Genomic DNA, 18,726 nt, shown 5'->3' with positions numbered 1-18,726 from the left:
GGGCGATCGCGCGATCGCCTACTCCCGCTAACACCAACTTTAACACCTGCCGTCGTCGTGGCGTTAACCCTTCCAAAGTGGCTTCAAATTGCAAGCGATTCATCTTAACCAAGCTACTGCAGATAAAGAAAATAACCTCTATTTTACCTCGATTTGAGTTTTTACCCCTTGCTAACTCGCTAAACTAAAAGCAAGATCCCTCTATTTCTCAAACAAAATTTTGATAGAATGACACAAACTCAAACCAAACTCCATACTCCTGAAGCCTATTTAGACCTAGAAATCAACTCCTCAGAACGCCATGAATATCGTAGTGGAGAAATCATTCCCATGACTGGAGGAACCCCCAACCATAATGAATTGATGAGTATTTTCAATGCTCTCTTGAGAGTGAGCTTAAGAGGTCAACCCTATAGTATTTTTATTGCCGATCAACGATTGTGGATTCCAGACTTTAAAATATACACCTACCCAGATGTCATGGTCATTTCTCGTCCGGTGCAACTGCAAGAAGGGCGCAAGGACACCGTAACCAATCCCTTGATGATTGCTGAAGTCCTCTCCCAATCGACTAAAAATTATGACAAAGACGAAAAATTTGCCGCCTATCGCAGCATTCCCAGTTTTCAAGAGTATCTGTTAATCGATCAATATCAAATCAAGGTTGAGCATTATTACAAAGCCCAAGCCAATCAATGGGTCTTTTCTGAATACAAAACTAGAGAAGATTCAGTACAATTAACTTCTCTACCTTGTGAGATCTCCTTAGCCGATTTATATGACGATCTTCAATGGTAAGTCATTATTATATCATTTCCCTATATACATGCACGCTCACAAGGGGCCCCCAGCTCCTTGCCCCTCAAAGATCGATTGATGCAAACATTTAAGGCTTTGATATTACAATACAACTCCCCAACCTAAACCTCATTGCCATGTCTCCCACCGAAACACTTTTCAAATGGGTTTCTCCTCCTTTCCCCCAATGGGAAGTCTACGAGCAAATTCTCGGTATTCCCATTACCTATTACCTATTACCGCACGAAGCACTATAACCTCAATAAGGCTTCAGTCCTAACTCATGCTGTAATTCCACATCAATTTCTTCAAGTCGATCAAAACGCTGAAGATGTTCAAGGATAACTTTCTTGACTGTTAAAATCTGCTCACTATTTTACTGAATTAATTTTTTTAATTTTTTACTCACGCAAACCCACATTATCGTGAGCATAAAAATAGTCCAGTGGACGGACTGGACAAATCCACTGGACATCTCGAAAAAACGTTAACAACTAAATGGATAATCTCCAACCTTCACTTGCGACCGAACGCAAAAAAAGTGAGATTATCGTTCCAAATTCCTTGGTCTGTGACTAAAGCCTCTAGTTCCGTATAATATTCAGCCTTAGCTTGTGCTAACTTTTCCGAGTCTAATTGCTGCAAGAGGCGGCACAGCGGATTTTTCATGTACACTTCCTCCCACCTTCTTTTTCCGTCACTCAAACTCAGATAACTACCGAGTTGCTCGGTTTTCACTTCTACCTTCTCAAAGCCAGCTCCCTGCAGTAGAGTACAGCACTTATCTTCCGTTCCCGTCAACCCATGCCAACTTGGCAGCACAACCCCGTACCTTTCGGCAACTTTTCTCACGACGATACCAGGGGCACAAGCCGTTTCTGCAAAAACACACAAACCCATCATTCCATCCGGCATCAAAAAATTATACCAGCGGCGCAAAGCTGCCGGAACATCAGTTAGGTAATGCAAGGACGAAGCACAGAGAATACAGTCAAAACTGTTGTCTGCAAACTCGACGAGTTCCACATCGGCGATCGCCATTTCAATGTTACTAAGACCTGCTGCGGCAATCTTGCTTTTAGCTTGGTTTAGCATCCCAGGAGAAATGTCTACACCCACCACCCGACCTTCAGGGCCAACTAGCTGGGCGGCGGCAATAGCAACTAAACCAGTTCCCGTGGCCAGATCCAAAACTTTCTGTCCCCTTTGTATCCCTGCCTGTTCGATCAGACGACGGGCAAGCTGCGGGACTAACTTGTCTTCCGAGTCATAGTTTTTCCGGCGATCGAATAGATCGGCTACTTCTTGTTTGTATGGGTCCATATCAATCTCATTCCCGATATTTAATTAATTAAAGCTCAAATATCAGAAATTACCATCAGAGACTCCTTAAACTTAGTCTTCAATCTTTTGCGATAGATATAATTTTATTACGAATAGTAACAGTAAGACGCTACCGGCGATCTCGCTGGCTAACCTATAAATAATGCTATCGTATTCCCTCAGCCTGCTCTCGCTCTTGTTCAGCTCGGGTTTCAGCTAGCTTGGCTCGGGCCTTAATTTCCGCATAGGTTTCAAATCGCCTCCCATCGGGTCGATACAGTTGTAATTATCCCTCAACCGATTCAAACCGAATGGTTAATCGAGGACTGACCCAAATGGTCTTCTTGAGTTAAAGCGGCGCTCTCCTCTTAATATTACTACTTTTGTCCTGTACTTAGTATTCAGCTATGAACTTCGCATCTCAATCTAATTATAATGTTTTTATTCCTCTAACCCAAGGGCGTACTCTTGCCTATAATACTAGGACTCAAGCCTTTTCGTTGTGGGATAACAAGGACATTAATATTTATAAATCAGCTACTCAAGAATCTATAAATATTGAATATCCTAAACTGCAAGATTTTGTTAAAGGAGGTTACATTGTTGCTGATTCGTTTGATGAGAAAGGAGAGATTGAGCGTGAATATAATCTCCAAAGAGAGTCAAGTGGTTTATTGAGTCTAACAATTTTGCCAACGGTAAGTTGTAATTTTGGTTGCGATTATTGTACCCAAGGAGCGGATAAACCTCATGTTAAAATGTTTCCAGAAGTACAAGATGCAATTGTGGACTTTGTAAAATCTAAAGTCCCAAAAATCAAGGCCTTGTCTGTTCATTGGTTTGGTGGAGAACCCTTACTAGAGCCGGGTATTATTAGATCCCTATCCGATCGACTTTTAGAAATTTGTAATCGTGAAGATATTATTTATTATTCAGATATTATTACTAATGGTTGGTTTTTGAATTCTAAAGTTGCTCAAGACTTATATATCCGGCAAGTTAAGTCAATTCAAATAACCCTTGATGGTTCTGAAGACTTTCACGATCGGCGACGTCATCTTTTGGGAGGGAAGCCCACCTTTCAAAAAATCATCCAAAATATTAAAGAAGTAGTTGATACAATTCCCCTATCGATTACTATTCGCGTCAACATTGATGCTCGAAATAAAACCAGTATTATGGCTCTAATTGATGACTTAGTATCAGAGGATTTAAGTGGATGCGATAACTTAAATATCTATTTTGCACCTGTGGAATCTAGAACTCAAGAATGCCATCAGGTATGTGGGTCTACCATGGGCAAAAAAGATTATGGTGATTTGGAAGTAGAACTTTATCGTTATGCCTATCAGAAGAAACTAACAGTTATTCCTAAGCCCACTCAGTTCTCTGGTATTTGTACTGCTCTGAAAGCCGATGATTTAGTTATTCTTCCCAACGGAGATTTACATAAGTGTCTGGAAACAGTTTCGGAGAACCACCACAAAGTTGGCTCTATTTTTGCTTTGAAAAATTTAGTTAACGATCCCCATTATCAACGATGGCTGAACTGGTCTCCATTTCAAGAAAAAACTTGCACGAATTGTAAACTCCTACCTACCTGTTCTGGTTCCTGCGCTCAAAAGTATCTCAATCCTGAAAATCTGCAAGGAGAAGCTGCTCTTCCTTGTCCAATTTGGAAATATAAGCTACACGAAAAGTTATTTTGGATGGCAGAAGAAAAAGGTATGGTTTCTCGATCTACGGATTGGAATGATGAAATTTCAGCTACCGATCCCAGTAGCTTGAAAGCTGGGGTTAACAACTCGTGTTAATTGACATTATAAACATACTGTAGTACAGTTTTAATCAGAAGTATTATGGTATCTTTATGAAATACATCGATCTTCCCAAACAACAATCTCAAACCCAAACGTTAAGTAATAACCAGATGATTAGTTCTCCCTGCAATGCTGTGGTTAGAGAGTTCGCTACTCAAAAACTTTCCTGCAATGGGGTGGTTAGAGAGTTTGCTACTCAAAAACTTTCCTGCAATGGGGTGGTTTGATACTGAAGCACTAGATTCAGTGACAAGAAGTTACGCTATTTTTCATAATTAGGCCTTCCTGATTGATAGTGTACATCATAGCCTAAAAAAGTGCTGTCACAAGGGGCCACCAGCCCCTTGCCTCTTAAGGATCGATGAGTTGCAACCTTCAACAGAAATGGTATTAATTCCCGTTAATTCGCAAGGTTATCGATACTGTACCCTGAACTGAACTGGGAACCGGCCAACCGAGTAAAACCGATCGCACCGCTCGAATAACGTCTTCGTCTTCTATTGTCGAATTCTCCTCATCCAGAAGCACCCGACGAACACGCCCATTATTCGTCCAGATTTCTACGGTCAGATCCCCGGAAATCTCATCAGGAAGCGAGATAGACTGAATATATTGGGTTAAAGCGGCGATCGCCTCCTCACTTAATCCCTCAGCCTTCACCACCTCAATGCGGTTGGGTAAGCTTTCTGCTTTACTTTCCTCTGTCAATTCCATTTCCTCCATGTCCATCGCATTCATGGGAGGAGCAGGTGGGAGCGCAGATGTTTCAGGTTGGGGAGCCGCAATCCTTGCCAGAGGCGCAAATCCTCCCCTCGCTCCTCCTCTTCTGCTGGCTCTACCAGGACTTTGCATAACAGCTTGATCCTCCTCAGGTGTGCCAAAAACACCCTCATAACTCACACCATCGGGTAACTCTACCGGCACGTCCACCCGCACAGATTGACCATCGGGGTTAACACGCACTTCCTCGCTCACAGCGATAAATGCTGTATATTCAGACAACAGGCGATAATCGAGGGCAGTCTGCGTTACTGCATCAACTCCGGACTTGGTTTCGCCACCGTACATTCGTGTCATCAGATCCTTAATTTTGGCTCTACCCCAGAGCTGGGAAATTGCCTCACTATCCCCCCTAAAATTGACCGGGAACGCCTGTTCGTAATGTTTTCCGCCTGCCGAAACCCCCCGAATCGTTAACGTCCCATTTTGGCTATCTGCCTTGCGTCCGAACAGCACCAACGGCTGACTGGCAAACAGATCCGGGGGCGCGAGGGGATAAATTTCTGGAGCCTCTCCTGCACCGCTCCACGTCACCTCAATATTGCCCAAAACGGGGTTATTAATTTGGCTGAAAAACTTCTTCACTACTGGGTCAATGTTCTCATCCTGGCGGACCACTTGGACGGTTCCTCGTCCCACTTCTGCCAGTCGATCTAACAAAAATCGATTCGTGGAACTACCCACACCAAAGCTATACAAGCGATTTCCCCGTTTCAGATTCTTTTGCACTACGGCAATAATTTCCTGGTCGTTGCCAATATAACCATCGGTGAGTAAGACGACACTCCGCAACCGTCCTTCCGGAGGTGGAGGAAAGTTCATCACTGCATTGATGCCATTCATTAACTCCGTTCCCCCTTCGGCGTTCAGTTGGTTAATATAGGAAAGCGCTTTTTGGCGATTTTGCGCGGTATTCGTTAGCGGAGATGCCGACAACTGGCGAGCTGTATTAGAAAAATCGATAATCGTAAACGTATCATTGGGATTTAAACCCTGAATAAATTCTCGCATCAACGCTTGGGATTGGGCAATCGGTGCGCCGGACTGGGAACCGGAAGTATCCATCAGAAAAACGACATCTTTGGGGATAATTTCCCTGGGTTGATAGTCTAAAGCAGGAATTAAATAGGCGGCGAAATGTCCCCCATTTCGATCCTTTTGAGTCAGCAGAGTGGCTTGCGTTTCTTGTCCAGACACTTGATAGCGCAACACGAGATCTTTATTGGGAATTTGGTCTTCTGGAGAGAGTTGAATTTCAGTGATATTGCGCTGTTTTCGCACTAATATTTTATGGGACGTGGAGCGAATATTACTCAGAGGAACGCCAGCATCAATGTTAACAGAAACTTGGATATCATGACCCGATCGCCTCCCCGGTCTCAGTACCGGAGGCGTAATTCGAGAAGCATCAGGCACTTGGTCCGTATCTTCCGTTCCTTGAATTGAGTTACCCGGAATATAGCGCGGTCCCACCACCATGGGAAAGACAAACTCATAATCCCCCCCTTCAAACGTCAGGGAGTCGGTGTAGCGAATGGTAACCTCAATTTTTTCCCCCGGTCGAATATTAGCTAAAGATTGGGTAAAAATATTCGCCCGCTCTTGCTCTAACAGTCCCGCAGTGCGTCCTTCTGCTCTCGCTTGTTCGTAGATTTCTTGGGCTTCTTCCCGCTTTTTAATGCTACCCTTGATGATGCGATCGCCTAACTTAATCTCCATATCATACACCGCCGCCTCATCTGGCAGGGGAAACACATACACCGCTTCCAGAGGATCTTCAAACGGATTTTCAAAGGTTTGGGTGACTTCCACCTGAGAAACATTGCCGGAAACCGTAGCATTGACGGAAGTGTTTTTTAAGGGGAAAACTTGCGTTTGACCGTCTTCTGAAGTCACCCAGAGACCGTTGGAGGTCAAATCACCAGGGTTTTCCATGGAGTTAGCGGCTTGAATCATGGCATTAGGAGAAGTAGGAGGAAAAACGGAGATCTGTGCAGTACTGTGCAGACATCCGGTGAGGAGTAAGGATAGGGGAAGAAAATAAGTGAGTTTAGTCATAAGAATAGGGGTAATGAGTAATGGTGAATAGGGAATAGGTCCATCTGGCAAGTCTGTGTGTCCCCACGTTCCCATGTCCCAGAATGGCATAACTGCACGGGAGCGGAAGTTAGGTTACACTTTTAGTAACACTCCAATTTTCTTTGGAAATAAAGGAGCAGATTGGATTGATCTTCATGTCATAAAACTCGGACAAAAAACGGGTTGACTCCGGTACAGAAATGGTAGGATAATCCCGTAAGAAACTATTATTTTTAAACCCAACTCCTGTACTCGCAAATTATCTCAGACAGATTCGAGTAGTTTAGAGTCTAAATGGCAAGACTATCAGAGTCGTTTTCAAAACTTCTTTTTGGATAGCCCACTTGGTTTTGAGTAAGTTCTTGGAAGTCCATACCGGTACAGAAAACATTCGGATAGCCTTCTGGCTGCATTCGGACACATTGGGACAAAATCTGCACTCTATCCATATCCCAGACCATAAAGCCATAGATGGAGTACACAAATTGAGGTTTAGATTAATACGTCTGATAGAGTGCGTGCTGCGATCGCTGTTGAAAACTAGAGCCAATACCCACTACACCGATTTGTTGGGCATTAATCGCATATTTTAGATAGCCAATGGGCGAAAATTATGGGCTAGCGATCATGAATTGTAATTTTAGTGTACCATCTTAAGTATCAAAGATAATCTTGAGAACACACAGGGTTAAACCCTTTCTGCCTTGCTTGTTTCTATACTTTGACTTTTCCCATAGATAGGGACTTAATTGAATGTTAAATTCAATCAAGTTCTTATCATAAACAGTAGTATTTGGCAAGATCATGAAAATTGTATTGGTTTGTACAGAAAAGTTACCTGTACCTTGTGTTCGTGGGGGTGCAATCCAAACCTATATTGATGGCATTTTACCTTACTTAAGTCAAGAACATGACGTGACCGTTTTTTCAGTCAGCGATCCGAATTTGCAAGATCAGGAAATTCACAATGGTATTCGGTATCAGCGAGCAACACCAGGAGACTCTGATTTTTATTATCAAGAAGTCGCTAATTTTGTAGCCCAAGAATCTTTTGATTGGGTTATCTTCTATAACCGACCTAAATATTTACCCATGGTGGCTGATGCCGCACCCAACAGTCGTTTTCTTCTGAGTATGCACAATGAAATGTTTCATGCTAAGAAAATTACGCCTGAACTAGCTCATCGCTGTCTAGATCGGGTTGATCGTGTGGTTACTGTGAGCCAATTTATTGCTGATGGAATTGCTAATTTATTTCCAGGTTATGAGCATAAACTCCAACCGGTTTATGCGGGAGTCGATCTAGAACGATTCCAGCCTCGATGGGCATCGGGCGTACAAGAACGTCGAGCCAGCTTATTGGCTGAACAGAATTTAGAAGACCGAAAAGTGGTTCTTTACGTTGGACGTTTAACGGATAAAAAAGGCCCCCATATTTTGCTAAGTGCTTTTCCTGATGTTCTGGAACAGCATCCTTCTGCTATTCTCTTATTAGTAGGCAGTAAGTGGTACGGAAAAAATGAAGAAAATGAATATGTGCGTACTCTGAAGAAACAAGCACAGGAATTAGGAGATGCGGTACGTTTAACGGGTTTTGTTTCACCCGATCGAGTTCAAGATTATTTCCTATTAGGTGATATTTTTGTTTGTGCTTCTCAGTGGCAAGAACCGTTAGCTCGTGTTCATTATGAAGCCATGGCTACTGGGTTATGTATTCTGACTACAGTACGCGGAGGAAATGCAGAAGTCATTATTCCAGAGAAAAACGGTTTACTGATTACAGACTATGAAAATCCAGCCGCATTTTCCCAACCGATTAACTCCCTTTTATCTAATCTCGATTTAGCAGAAGATATGGGACGAAATGGCCGGCACTTAAGTGAGATAAAGTATAGTTGGTCTCGCGTAGCTTCAGATATTTTAAGTATTCTAGAGTGCTAGAGACTCAGTATGCAGCGATTAGCTCTTTTATGAATTAAGGTATAGCAGTGAACTCATTAAGTTAGGATGGTTGGGTTATTGTTTGAGGCAATAAGCACTCTAGCAATAGAAACTGTCCTAGCTCTGCCTTCCACTGCTATATAATTCCGAGAAAAGTGGAAATGGGTAGAAGTTTGAGTGTTAATCTCGCTGAATGCTTATTTTGTTATCGGTTGGATGAAACCGCTACATCTTGGAGAGCGCTTTTCCCCAATTTTTATACCAATCCCGAAGCCAACCGTTTTTCTTCTTGCGGTTAGATCGTTTGTGGCGTTTAGTATATTCCCTAGTGGCTCTATGTTGTTTATTACTTAAGCGTCTGACTAGCTTTTCTATCGGTCTTAAAGACTTAGATTGCTTTTTACGTTTCTTTTTTTTATCCTTAGTTTTGGTTGATTTTCCATAGATAAGATCGGGTTTGCCACCAAATTTGTCTTTACTGCGTAAAACAACAATTTTGTCTATGCCTTGGGGGACTTTAATCTTCGTTTTTCGTTGAATTTTAGATTTAGATTTTTTGGGTTTGGTTTGAGGTGCAGAAGTGGGAATAAAGGGGAGTTGACTGGAGGGAGAAAATTGCCAGGTGGCTCCATAAATTTGACCTGAGTTGCTCTGGAGGGTGCGATCGCCGGCTATTTCTCCCGATCCGTCATTGAGCGGCCAATATCCCACTAAACCCGGTTCATCCCCAGCTAGACGCTGGAAGCGATGGTGACCAATCTCTTTAGAGGTCCGTGCCTTATTCCAGAGACGGACTTCACTCATTTCTCCCTGAAATCGAGTTTGGCCAAATAAGCGCCCTATTTGCAAGGGAACTTCTGTATTCGGATGGACTTGTTCCGGGAGGGGTTGAGTACCTTGGGACTCTCCATCGATATAGACGATGGCTTGTTGATTGTCAACAACTAAAGCTAGATGATGATAGTTGCGATCGCTCAAATTAATCGTAGGCTCCCAGATTACTGGGGCTTTAGCAAACAGAAATCGAATTTGTTCTTGATGACTCTTCAGTTTCAGGTACACCAATCCATAGCTATAATTATGCTGCCGCGAACCTCGACCGACAATATAGTATCGAGTACCGGATTTAACTTCCCTGAGCTTGATCCAGACTTCAAGGGTGAGAGTATCGCTTAAATTAAAGCACTCTGCAATGCCACAATCAACATAATCATCTTTACCATCAAACGCTAAGACCGCTTCCTCCACATCTTGAACTATTTGGACTAATGCTGGACTCTTCTTTTTTGAAGAGATGGCTTTTTTTCGACGTTCAACTCTGTGAAAGGAACGGACTCCAGACAAGTGATAACTCTTATTGAGTTGAATTTCATCATGGGTCTGAATATCGTCATTTTCATCCTCATCGCCTTGAGCCACTAATCCATTAGCCAGAAGAGGATCGGTCTTCATCTGTTCATCTACAGTTGGGACACTGGGGTGGCTCTGAAGAGCGATCGCCTTTTCTAGATGGCGGTTAATCAGATCGGGGTTTGGAGGAGGGTTCTCAGGCATGATTAATCCAGTTTATGATTAGCAACTAACCCCTGTAGTTTTGGGGAATCTAGGCTACAGGGGAGGATGAACATTACAACGATTTTAGAACAGCTTGGATACGCTCTTGCTGTAATTTTTGGCAAAATCCTTGAGCCAACCATTCTTTTTCTTGCGATTAGAACGCTTATGGCGTTCAACATAGGTATGAGTTGCTTCATCCTGACGCTTCGCCACTTTTCTGACATATTTCTCGTAGGGCGAGAGGTATTTCGATTGCTTTTTCCGTTTTTTCCGTTTCTTCCGTTCCTTAGATTTAGCCGACTTGCCATAGAGGGTCTCGGGTCGTCCACCAAAATCTTCATCACTCTTGAGAACAGTAATACTGGTTACAGACCTGTCCAGAGGAATTCGCTTCTTGGAAGTCGGTTTTGGTTTTTGGGGGATCTCTGGTGAAGCATCAAGACCTTCATCAGAACCTGGGAGTTCTAAATCTGTGGTTTGCCAAGTTGCGCCATTCATTACGCCAGGTGGTGTATTACCAGTTTTATCGGCGATCGCATCCCCCTTGCCCTCATCTAAAGGCCAATAGGCAACTAGCCCTGATTCATCCCCTGTTAAACGATAGCCCATAGCTGCTTGAACTTCATCCGCAGTTAATGCCTTATTCCAAATCCGGACATCACTCAGTTCACCTGCAAAGTATTTATCACTATTGCGATTTCTACCCAAAATATAATCTCTAAACACAGTGTTCATCGCATTAACTGCTTTTGAATTTTGTGGCTCCCCATTCAGATAAGTTTGCACTGCCTGACCATCATAAGTGACCACCAGATGCTGCCATTCTTGATTCACTTTAGCAATGCGAACCTGAATCTCACTATGATAAAAGCGATAAAATCCACCCATAGCATCAATCTGGCATGAACCACTCGCCGCCGGATCGTTGGAGCTACTGAATAACCCAGCATAGTTGGATTGATTTTGGCTCGCTTTCGCCCACAGTTCCACAGAAAATGCTGAAGTTTCCCACTCAGCATTGGGAATAGCAACAGAGTCATCTATGCCATCAAACATCAGAGAAGCAGGGGATAGAGCTTCTTCCATCTCTGTATCTTCGGTTGAGGTAGACTCTGAGAGTTGTTCGGGTGGCGGTTCTACTGTTGGCGCTGGAGAGAGTTGTAAACCAGAACTTTCCCAAGTGGCACCATTAATTGTACCGTCATGTCCCTGATTACTTCGGTCTGTTCCTGTTGTCCCTTGTCCTTCATTCAGTGGCCAATATCCCACTAAACCTGGCTCATTCCCCGTTAAACGACAGTGCATGTCGTTTTGAATCTCTGCTGCTGTTCTGGCACTATTCCACACCCGTACTTCCGTAATCAAGCCTTGGAAACATTGACTGGCGTTACCGGCACTGCGACCAATATGAAAGGGCAGTTTCGTACTACCAATGGATGATTGTCCTGAATAGACGTATTCTGTTCCATTTTTATAGAACTTGATTTGTTTATCTGCACTGTAAACCACAGCGATATGTTGCCATTGGTTAATGTCTGCGTTTACAGGATTCCAAGCTTCTTTTCCATGGGAAACACGGAACTGGCCGCCATTTGTGCCCACAAATCGATCCCAACCTCCATCGTCGGTAGAGAGGATCATATCCCAGTGGTTGATGTTGCGGGTGGGTTTAACCCAGGCTTCCCAGGTGGTGGCTGGTAGGGCACTCGGTTGAGTGTCTAGGGTGGTGGCAATATGGTCGTCTTGTCCATCGAACATGAGGACAGGCTGCTCAGAACTCTGTTCTTCTTGAGGAGCAGAAGGTTTGATGAAATCGAGATTTTCCTGTGCCCAAGTAGCACCATGAAGGGTTCCGGGATTGCCTTTACCGGTTTTATCTTCTGCACTTGTCCCACTTTCTTGATCTAATGGCCAGTAAGCGACTAATCCCTGTTCGTCTCCCTTGAGTCTCTGGTGCATCAATTCCTGGATCTGTTCTTGGGAGCGGGCTTTATCCCACACCTTGACTTCGGCAATTTTGCCATTGAAGAAATACCCTGGATTTCCTTCTGTGACTCCTGCGCCAATTCGCAGAGGATACTGGCTGTTGATCAGGATTTTAGATGGGACAGGGTTTCCAGAAAGTTCTCCGTTGATGTAGAGTTTCATGGTGCTGCCGTCATAAGTAGCCGCCACATGAGTCCAGGTGTTGAGAACTACGTCTGCACCTTGCAGAGTAACCCATCCTCCGTTTCCTGTCCAGAATTGCCATTTGTTGTTGTTTCCTGCGTATAGGATGTAACCCCCTAATGCACTGCTGCCTTTAGCGGTGCGACAGGTTACGGGCGATCGCCATTGCCCTTGTCCTCCTTCTACTTTTGCCCAACAGGATAGGGTGAATTGAGCGGGGTTCAGTTCTTTTTTGTAGGGAACTTCAATATAGTCGTTAGTTCCATCAAAGCTGGCGACAGATTGAAGTGTTTCTGGTTGAAGAACCTCTGTCTCTTCAGCAGTAGATTCCGGTTCTAAAGGTTCCTCCGTCTCTTCGGTAGTAGATTCTGGTTTTGGAGCTGGAGTTAAGCTTAAATCTGAAGTTCCCCAAGTTCCGCTATGAACGGTTCCTGTATTCCCATTGCTCGTCTTGTCCTCTGCGGTGGTTCCCGTGCCTTCATTCAGAGGCCAATAACCAATTAATCCCTCTTCCTCTCCAGTCAATTGCTGGTTCATACTGGCTTTAATCTCCTCTGGAGACCGGACTCGATTCCAAATCCGCACTTCTGCCATTTCTCCTTTGAAGAGATTACCCAATTTATCCGCTTGTGAGCCTAGACGAACAGGCAATTTGGTCACTGTTCCAACCCGACTGGGAGTAGCCGTATTGTCTTCTTCTCCATTGATATAGAGTTTAGCTCCATTCGCTTCATGCTTAAAGGTTACCGCCACATGCTGCCAAGTTCCTGTTGTTAACGGTGTACGACTGGTGAATCCAATCCCTTTGTTAATGAATCGCAGATTTTGTGGGTATGTATCGAAGGTAAATCCTTCATTTTTACCCCCAATGTTTTTGTCTACAATCCGCTTACCTAAGACTTCCGGTTTAATCCAGGCTTCAATGGTAAAATTGTTGGTTAGGTCTAAAGTCGGATTGGCAGGAATATCTACATAGTCATCCACTCCATCAAATGTGAGAAGGGTTGTCTCAGTTGAGGTAGCATCTGAGGGTTCTTCTGGTGCAGATACTACGGTTGGGGCAGGCGAGAGTTCTAAACTGGAACTTTCCCAAGTAGCTCCATGAATTGTACCGTGATGCTTATTACCACTCTTATCCTCTGCTGTTGTTCCTGAACCTTCATCTAAGGGCCAGTAACTGACTAATCCAGATTCCGTACCGGTTAAGCGAGTGGACATTGTGTCTTTTATTTCTGTCGCACTCAATTCCCGATCCCAGACTCGCACTTCACTTAGGGAGCCATGGTAAAATCCATAGCCAGACCCTAATTTTACTTCTCCTGCTTTAGGAATGGAGAGAGTTTTGTTGTTTCCTTCACACCAGGAATCTCCATTGAGATAAATAGCCATTTTTCCGGTGGTGGCATTGAGAGTAAATGCCCAATGCGTCCATTTATCCTTGAAATCGTTTGCTTGTGATGCTTTCTGGATACGATTGTATGTTTTTCCATCGGAACCACCATCAAAGTAGATGGTGCTATTTGACCAAGGTAAATGGATGTTGACTATTCTACCTCTGCCTGGATAGACCTCTGGGTTAGCATTGGCAAAAAACACAGAGTTTTGCTTAGGTAGGGACGAACCGCCTTTTGCCCAGAAACTAATCGTAATTTCTTTGCCTTCTGGGATGCTGTCTATGGGTAAGCTGACATAATCATCCACTCCATCGAACATGAGCGCTGACTGCTCAGAAGTTTCTTCGGTTTGAGGAGCAGGAGGTTGGATGAAATCTAGAGTTTCCTCTGCCCAAGTTCCTCCATGAAGGGTTCCTGGATGGTTCTGTAAGGTTTTATCGGCTATAGTTGTGCCACTACCATCAGTCAGAGGCCAGTAGCCAATTAATCCTTCTTCTTCTCCTGTCAGTTGCTGGTGCATCGTTTGTTGAATCTCGTTTGGGGAGCGAGCAATCTTCCAAATGCGCACTTCAGCGATTTGTCCCTGGAAATATCTCTGTTGAGCATCCCTGGAATAGGCGATTACGATCAGGTCTTGCGTGTTAAAGTCAGACGTATGCTTGGTTCCACTGGCTACTAATTGCCCATCAATATAAACTTTTTGACCGCCAATAGAAGCGCCAAAAACATGCGCTACATGATGCCAAGCATTATCAGCCAAGTTCAAACCAGAGCTGGAGATGATTTCGTTACTCCAAATGCGAGTCTTGAGGTTTCCACCACTCAGGTAAAGATGGCGATCGTGGCCTCCCCAATCTGGGCTTTTTACAACAGAAAACAAACCACAGTTGGGAGAGTCTGTCTTAAACCAAAATTCATGCGTGACTTCGGTTTCTGGTTCATTTAGAGCAATGGTGATGTGGTCATCTGTGCCATCGAAGCTAATAGCACTCGACTTAGCAGTTACTAATTCTGTTGGTGCTGTTTCTTCTTGGGAAGTTAGAGGCAAGTCTGAGGTTTCCCAGGTAACTCCAGTTCCCTGGGTGGTGCCATCGTGTCCATGACCGCTCTTATCGGTGACTGTGGTTCCCGTGCCTTCATCTAGGGGCCAATACAGCACTAATCCCGACTCATTTCCTGTCAAAGCGCAGTGCCTATTATCCTCAATTTCTTGGGGGCTGCGTATGCCATCCCAAATCCGAACCTCTGACATTTGCCCACGGAATGCTTGGTTAACATCAAAAGAACCCGCCACGCTGTCTTGTTCTTGACCTAAAATCAGAGCACCGCCGTTGGGAATTTTTTTACCTTTGGCAAGAGTGCCTGAGAATACTGATTCTCCATCTTTGTAAAGCTCGACCTTTCCAGTACTGCTGTCCCAGGTCATTGCACAGTGATGCCATTGACCATCATTAAAGGCGATCGCACTATTGATTTTTGCATCGCACACGTGTGGATGCAAACTCCGATAGTCGAAGAGGAGGAAGGCATTGATAGAGCTTTTGGCTGAATAGGATATGGGGGTTCCCGGATTCTTATGATTGGTTTTTAACCATAGTTCAACCGTCAACCTCTGAGCGGGAAATGAGTTGAATGGATTGAGAATCACATAATCTGTAGGTTTCTTGGTATTAGCAAAGGCCAATACAGGGCGATTGAGAGGTGCTGTTTGCCTTTCTGGGGCAGCGGCGAGTTCTAAATCTGAGGTTTCCCAAGTGGCTCCATTAATCTTGCCGTCATGTCCCTGATTACTTTGGTCTGTTCCTGTTGTCCCTTGTCCTTCATTCAGCGGCCAGTATCCCACTAATCCTGGCTCATTCCCCGTTAAACGACAGTGCATGTTGTTTTGAATCTCTGCTGCTGTTCTGGCAGAGTCCCAAACACGCACTTCCGTAATGAAGCCTTGGAAACAGTTCTTGGGGTTCCAGGCGCTGCGACCAATATGGAAGGGCAGTTTTGTACTACCAATAGTTGATTGCCCTGAGTAGACGTATTCAATACCATTTTTGTAGAACTTAATGAGTTTATCTGCTCCATAAACTACGGCAATATGTTGCCATTGGTCGATGTCAGCTTTCACAGGCCTCCAAGCCTCTTTACCGTGGTAGATACCGAACTGACCGCCATTTGTACCGATTGATCGATCCCAACCCTGATCATCAGTAGATAAAATATTCTCCCAGCGGTTAATGTTGCGGGTGGGTTTAACCCAGGCTTCCCAGGTGGTTGCTGGTAGGGCGCTCGGTTGAGCATCTAGGGTGGTGGCAATATGGTCGTCTTGTCCATCGAACATGAGGACGCTTTGGAAGGTGGATTCTTGTGACTGAGCAGGGACGGGTTGTAGGTAGATGCCCAAAGAAAGCATGAGATTTTGGCGACCCCCACGGATACCAAAGAAACCAATAATTTCTTGACCTTCAGGGGCTTCTAAGGTAAAAGGCTCTACTTCCTGTTGACCGCTACCACCGCCAAAAATCTTAGAGGTTACTCCTTTATGGGTGTGAAATTGGAGGGTAATGATTTCTTCTTTGGGATAACCCGGAGCTTGCCTGCCCCAGCTTCCAGATACTTGAGTTAGATAGTCTCCTGGTTCTAGGATAAATGACTCGCCTTCTAAGTTTGTAGCACTGGATGCTTCATAGCTCACCTGAATACTAGTAATAGCCCAAGCATGTACTAGAGCAATTTGCACAATTCTGGGTTGAGCTAAAGTTTGGGAGGGATGAATGTCAAAGGGATTTCCCTGAGTGGTACTGCCTTTGGACCCTTGTTTGACAAGTTTGTGCTGTTGATCCGAGCTGTCCGGTTGAATACAGTCTAGGTTTTCCTTTGCCCAAGTGGAACCATGAAGGGTTCCGGGGTTGCCTTTACCGGTTTTATCTTCTGCACTTGTCCCACTTTCTTGGTTTAGGGGCCAGTAGGCGACTAATCCCTGTTCGTCTCCCTTGAGTCTCTGGTGCATCAATTCCTGGATCTGTTCTGGGGAGCGGGCTTTATTCCACACCCTGACTTCAGCAATTTTACCGTTGAAGAAAAATCCGGGATTTCCTTCGGTGATTCCTGCGCCAATCCGTAGAGGATATTTGCTATTGATCAGGATTTTAGATGGGACGGGCTTTCCAGAAAGTTTTCCGTTGATGTAGAGTTTCATAGTGCTGCCGTCGTAAGTAGCAGCCACATGAGTCCAGGTGTTGAGTTCTACGTCTGCACCTTGTACGGCAACCCATCCTCCGTTTCCTGTCCAGAATTGCCATTTGTTGTTGTTTCCTGCATAGAGGAGATATCCCCCTAATGCACTGCTGCCTTTAGCGGTACGACAGGTTACAGGCGATCGCCATTGTCCTTGTCCTCCTTCTACTTTTGCCCAACAGGACACGGTAAATTGAGCGGGGTTGAGTTCTTTTTTGTAGGGAACTTCGATATATTGGTTACTGCCATTAAAACTGGCGATCGCTTGAATCGTTTCTGGTTGAAGGACAGGTGGCTCAGAACTCTGTTCTTCTGGAGGAGCATAGGGTTGAAGAAAATCAAGGGTTTCTTCTGCCCAGGTAGCTCCATAGATGGTACCTTCACGATCCGGATTCGTATGGTCTTGTACTGTTTTTCCACTCCCTTTATTAAGGGGAAAGTAGGCGACTAATCCTGGCTCATCCCCTGCCAAGCGATGCCCCATTCCCCCTTGAATCTCCTCGGCTGTTCGCGCTCGATCCCAAATTCGGACTTCACTGAGTTGACCGGCAAAATAAGTATTATTACTACGGTTTCTACCTAACTTATATACTTTAAAAACCGTTGGCATAGAATCAATGGCTTTTGTATTTTTCTCTTCCCCATTCAGATAGGTTTTGACCGTTTTCCCGTCATAAGTAACCGCTAGATGTTGCCATTCTTGTGCCAGCTTGCCAATTTGAACTTGAACACTATGCAGTAGCCGGTAATATCCTCCCCCTACATCAATTTGGAATGAACCCCTCTGTGTCGTATTAGAGTTGCTGATCACACTGGCATAACCCGGTTGTGCTTTACTGGCTTTAGCCCAAAGTTCTACGGAAAAAGTGGAGGCTTCCCACTGAGTAATGGGGATTTGAACATAGTTATTTCTGCCATTGAACGTCAGGACTGATTGCTCTGAAGTCTGTTCAGTTTCGGGTGCAGAATGTTTTAGGATATCGAGCGTTTCCTGTGCCCAAGTCGCTCCATGGAGGGTTCCGGGATTGCCTTTACCAGTTTTATCTTCTGCACTTGTCCCACTTTCTTGATCCAAAGGCCAATAAGCGACTAATCCCTGTTCGTCTCCCTTGAGTCTCTGGTGCATCAATTCCTGGATCTGTTCTGGGGAACGAGCCTTATCCCACAACCGCACTTCAGCAATTTTGCCATTGAAGAAGTAGGTAGGGTTACCTTCTGTCATTCCAGCCCCAATCCGTAGAGGATATTGGCTGTTGATCAGGATTTTAGATGGGACAGGGTTTCCAGAAAGTTCTCCGTTGATATAGAGTTTCATGGTGCTGCCGTCATAAGTAGCCGCCACATGAGTCCAGGTGTTGAGTTCTACATTTGCACCTTGTAAGACAACCCATCCCCCATTGCCTGTCCAGAATTGCCATTTGTTGTTGTTTCCTGCGTATAGGATATAACCTCCTAATGCACTGCTGCCTTTAGCGGTACGACAGGTTACAGGTGATCTCCATTGTCCTGAGCCTCCTTCTACTTTTGCCCAACACGATAGGGTAAATTGGGCAGGGTTGAGTTCTTTTTTGTAAGGAACTTCGATGTAGTTGTTACTACCATTAAAGTGGGCGATCGATTGTAAGTTACTCATAATG

8 protein-coding genes are annotated in these 18,726 nt (G+C 44.5%); 3 read left to right on the top strand and 5 right to left on the bottom strand.

Annotated features, from left to right (window positions below):
* Positions 1-228: 228 nt before the first annotated feature.
* A complete protein-coding gene (locus tag PN466_RS10660) occupies positions 229-798 on the top strand; it encodes a Uma2 family endonuclease (protein WP_271939510.1) in 570 nt (189 codons plus the stop codon).
* Between the two features lie 516 nt (positions 799-1,314).
* Here PN466_RS10660 and PN466_RS10655 read toward each other — a convergent pair.
* Positions 1,315-2,121 carry a class I SAM-dependent methyltransferase gene (locus PN466_RS10655; protein ID WP_271939507.1) on the bottom strand — a complete coding sequence of 269 codons (807 nt, stop codon included), beginning with the start codon at positions 2,119-2,121 and terminating at the stop codon, positions 1,315-1,317.
* A gap of 407 nt (positions 2,122-2,528) precedes the next feature.
* On the opposite strand from PN466_RS10655, the gene PN466_RS10650 reads away from it, so the two are divergent.
* Positions 2,529-3,935 carry a radical SAM/SPASM domain-containing protein gene (locus PN466_RS10650; protein ID WP_271939506.1) on the top strand — a complete coding sequence of 469 codons (1,407 nt, stop codon included), beginning with the start codon at positions 2,529-2,531 and terminating at the stop codon, positions 3,933-3,935.
* 396 nt (positions 3,936-4,331) lie between these two features.
* Here PN466_RS10650 and PN466_RS10645 read toward each other — a convergent pair whose 3' ends face one another.
* The gene (locus PN466_RS10645; protein ID WP_271939504.1) at positions 4,332-6,779 is read right to left on the bottom strand and encodes a VIT domain-containing protein; all 2,448 of its coding nucleotides are present in this window, start codon (positions 6,777-6,779) and stop codon (positions 4,332-4,334) included.
* A 311-nt stretch (positions 6,780-7,090) separates the two neighbouring features.
* Complete coding sequence (locus tag PN466_RS10640) at positions 7,091-7,249, bottom strand: hypothetical protein (RefSeq protein ID WP_271939503.1); 159 nt, start codon at positions 7,247-7,249, stop codon at positions 7,091-7,093.
* 355 nt (positions 7,250-7,604) lie between these two features.
* Between PN466_RS10640 and PN466_RS10635 the strand changes: the two genes are divergently transcribed.
* Positions 7,605-8,741, top strand: coding sequence for a glycosyltransferase family 4 protein (locus tag PN466_RS10635; RefSeq protein WP_271939500.1), 1,137 nt, complete (start codon positions 7,605-7,607; stop codon positions 8,739-8,741).
* Positions 8,742-8,966: 225 nt separating this feature from the next.
* Here PN466_RS10635 and PN466_RS10630 read toward each other — a convergent pair whose 3' ends face one another.
* Positions 8,967-10,295, bottom strand: coding sequence for a DUF6312 domain-containing protein (locus tag PN466_RS10630; RefSeq protein ID WP_271939498.1), 1,329 nt, complete (start codon positions 10,293-10,295; stop codon positions 8,967-8,969).
* A gap of 84 nt (positions 10,296-10,379) precedes the next feature.
* Complete coding sequence (locus tag PN466_RS10625; RefSeq protein ID WP_271939495.1) at positions 10,380-18,722, bottom strand: LamG-like jellyroll fold domain-containing protein; 8,343 nt, start codon at positions 18,720-18,722, stop codon at positions 10,380-10,382.
* Positions 18,723-18,726: the final 4 nt, after the last annotated feature.

Origin of the sequence: Roseofilum reptotaenium CS-1145, assembly GCF_028330985.1 — a bacterium.
Taxonomy (GTDB): domain Bacteria; phylum Cyanobacteriota; class Cyanobacteriia; order Cyanobacteriales; family Desertifilaceae; genus Roseofilum; species Roseofilum reptotaenium.
This window is presented reverse-complemented; position numbering and strand designations above follow the sequence as displayed.

Excerpts from the sequence above, each read along its gene's own strand:
- PN466_RS10660 (WP_271939510.1), top strand. The coding sequence starts at position 229 with ATGACACAAACTCAAACCAAACTCCATACTCCTGAAGCCTATTTAGAC.
- PN466_RS10645 (WP_271939504.1), bottom strand. The coding sequence starts at position 6,779 with ATGACTAAACTCACTTATTTTCTTCCCCTATCCTTACTCCTCACCGGA.
- PN466_RS10640 (WP_271939503.1), bottom strand. The coding sequence starts at position 7,249 with ATGGATAGAGTGCAGATTTTGTCCCAATGTGTCCGAATGCAGCCAGAA.
- PN466_RS10625 (WP_271939495.1), bottom strand. The coding sequence starts at position 18,722 with ATGAGTAACTTACAATCGATCGCCCACTTTAATGGTAGTAACAACTAC.
- PN466_RS10635 (WP_271939500.1), top strand. The coding sequence starts at position 7,605 with ATGAAAATTGTATTGGTTTGTACAGAAAAGTTACCTGTACCTTGTGTT.
- PN466_RS10630 (WP_271939498.1), bottom strand. The coding sequence starts at position 10,295 with ATGCCTGAGAACCCTCCTCCAAACCCCGATCTGATTAACCGCCATCTA.
- PN466_RS10650 (WP_271939506.1), top strand. The coding sequence starts at position 2,529 with ATGAACTTCGCATCTCAATCTAATTATAATGTTTTTATTCCTCTAACC.
- PN466_RS10655 (WP_271939507.1), bottom strand. The coding sequence starts at position 2,121 with ATGGACCCATACAAACAAGAAGTAGCCGATCTATTCGATCGCCGGAAA.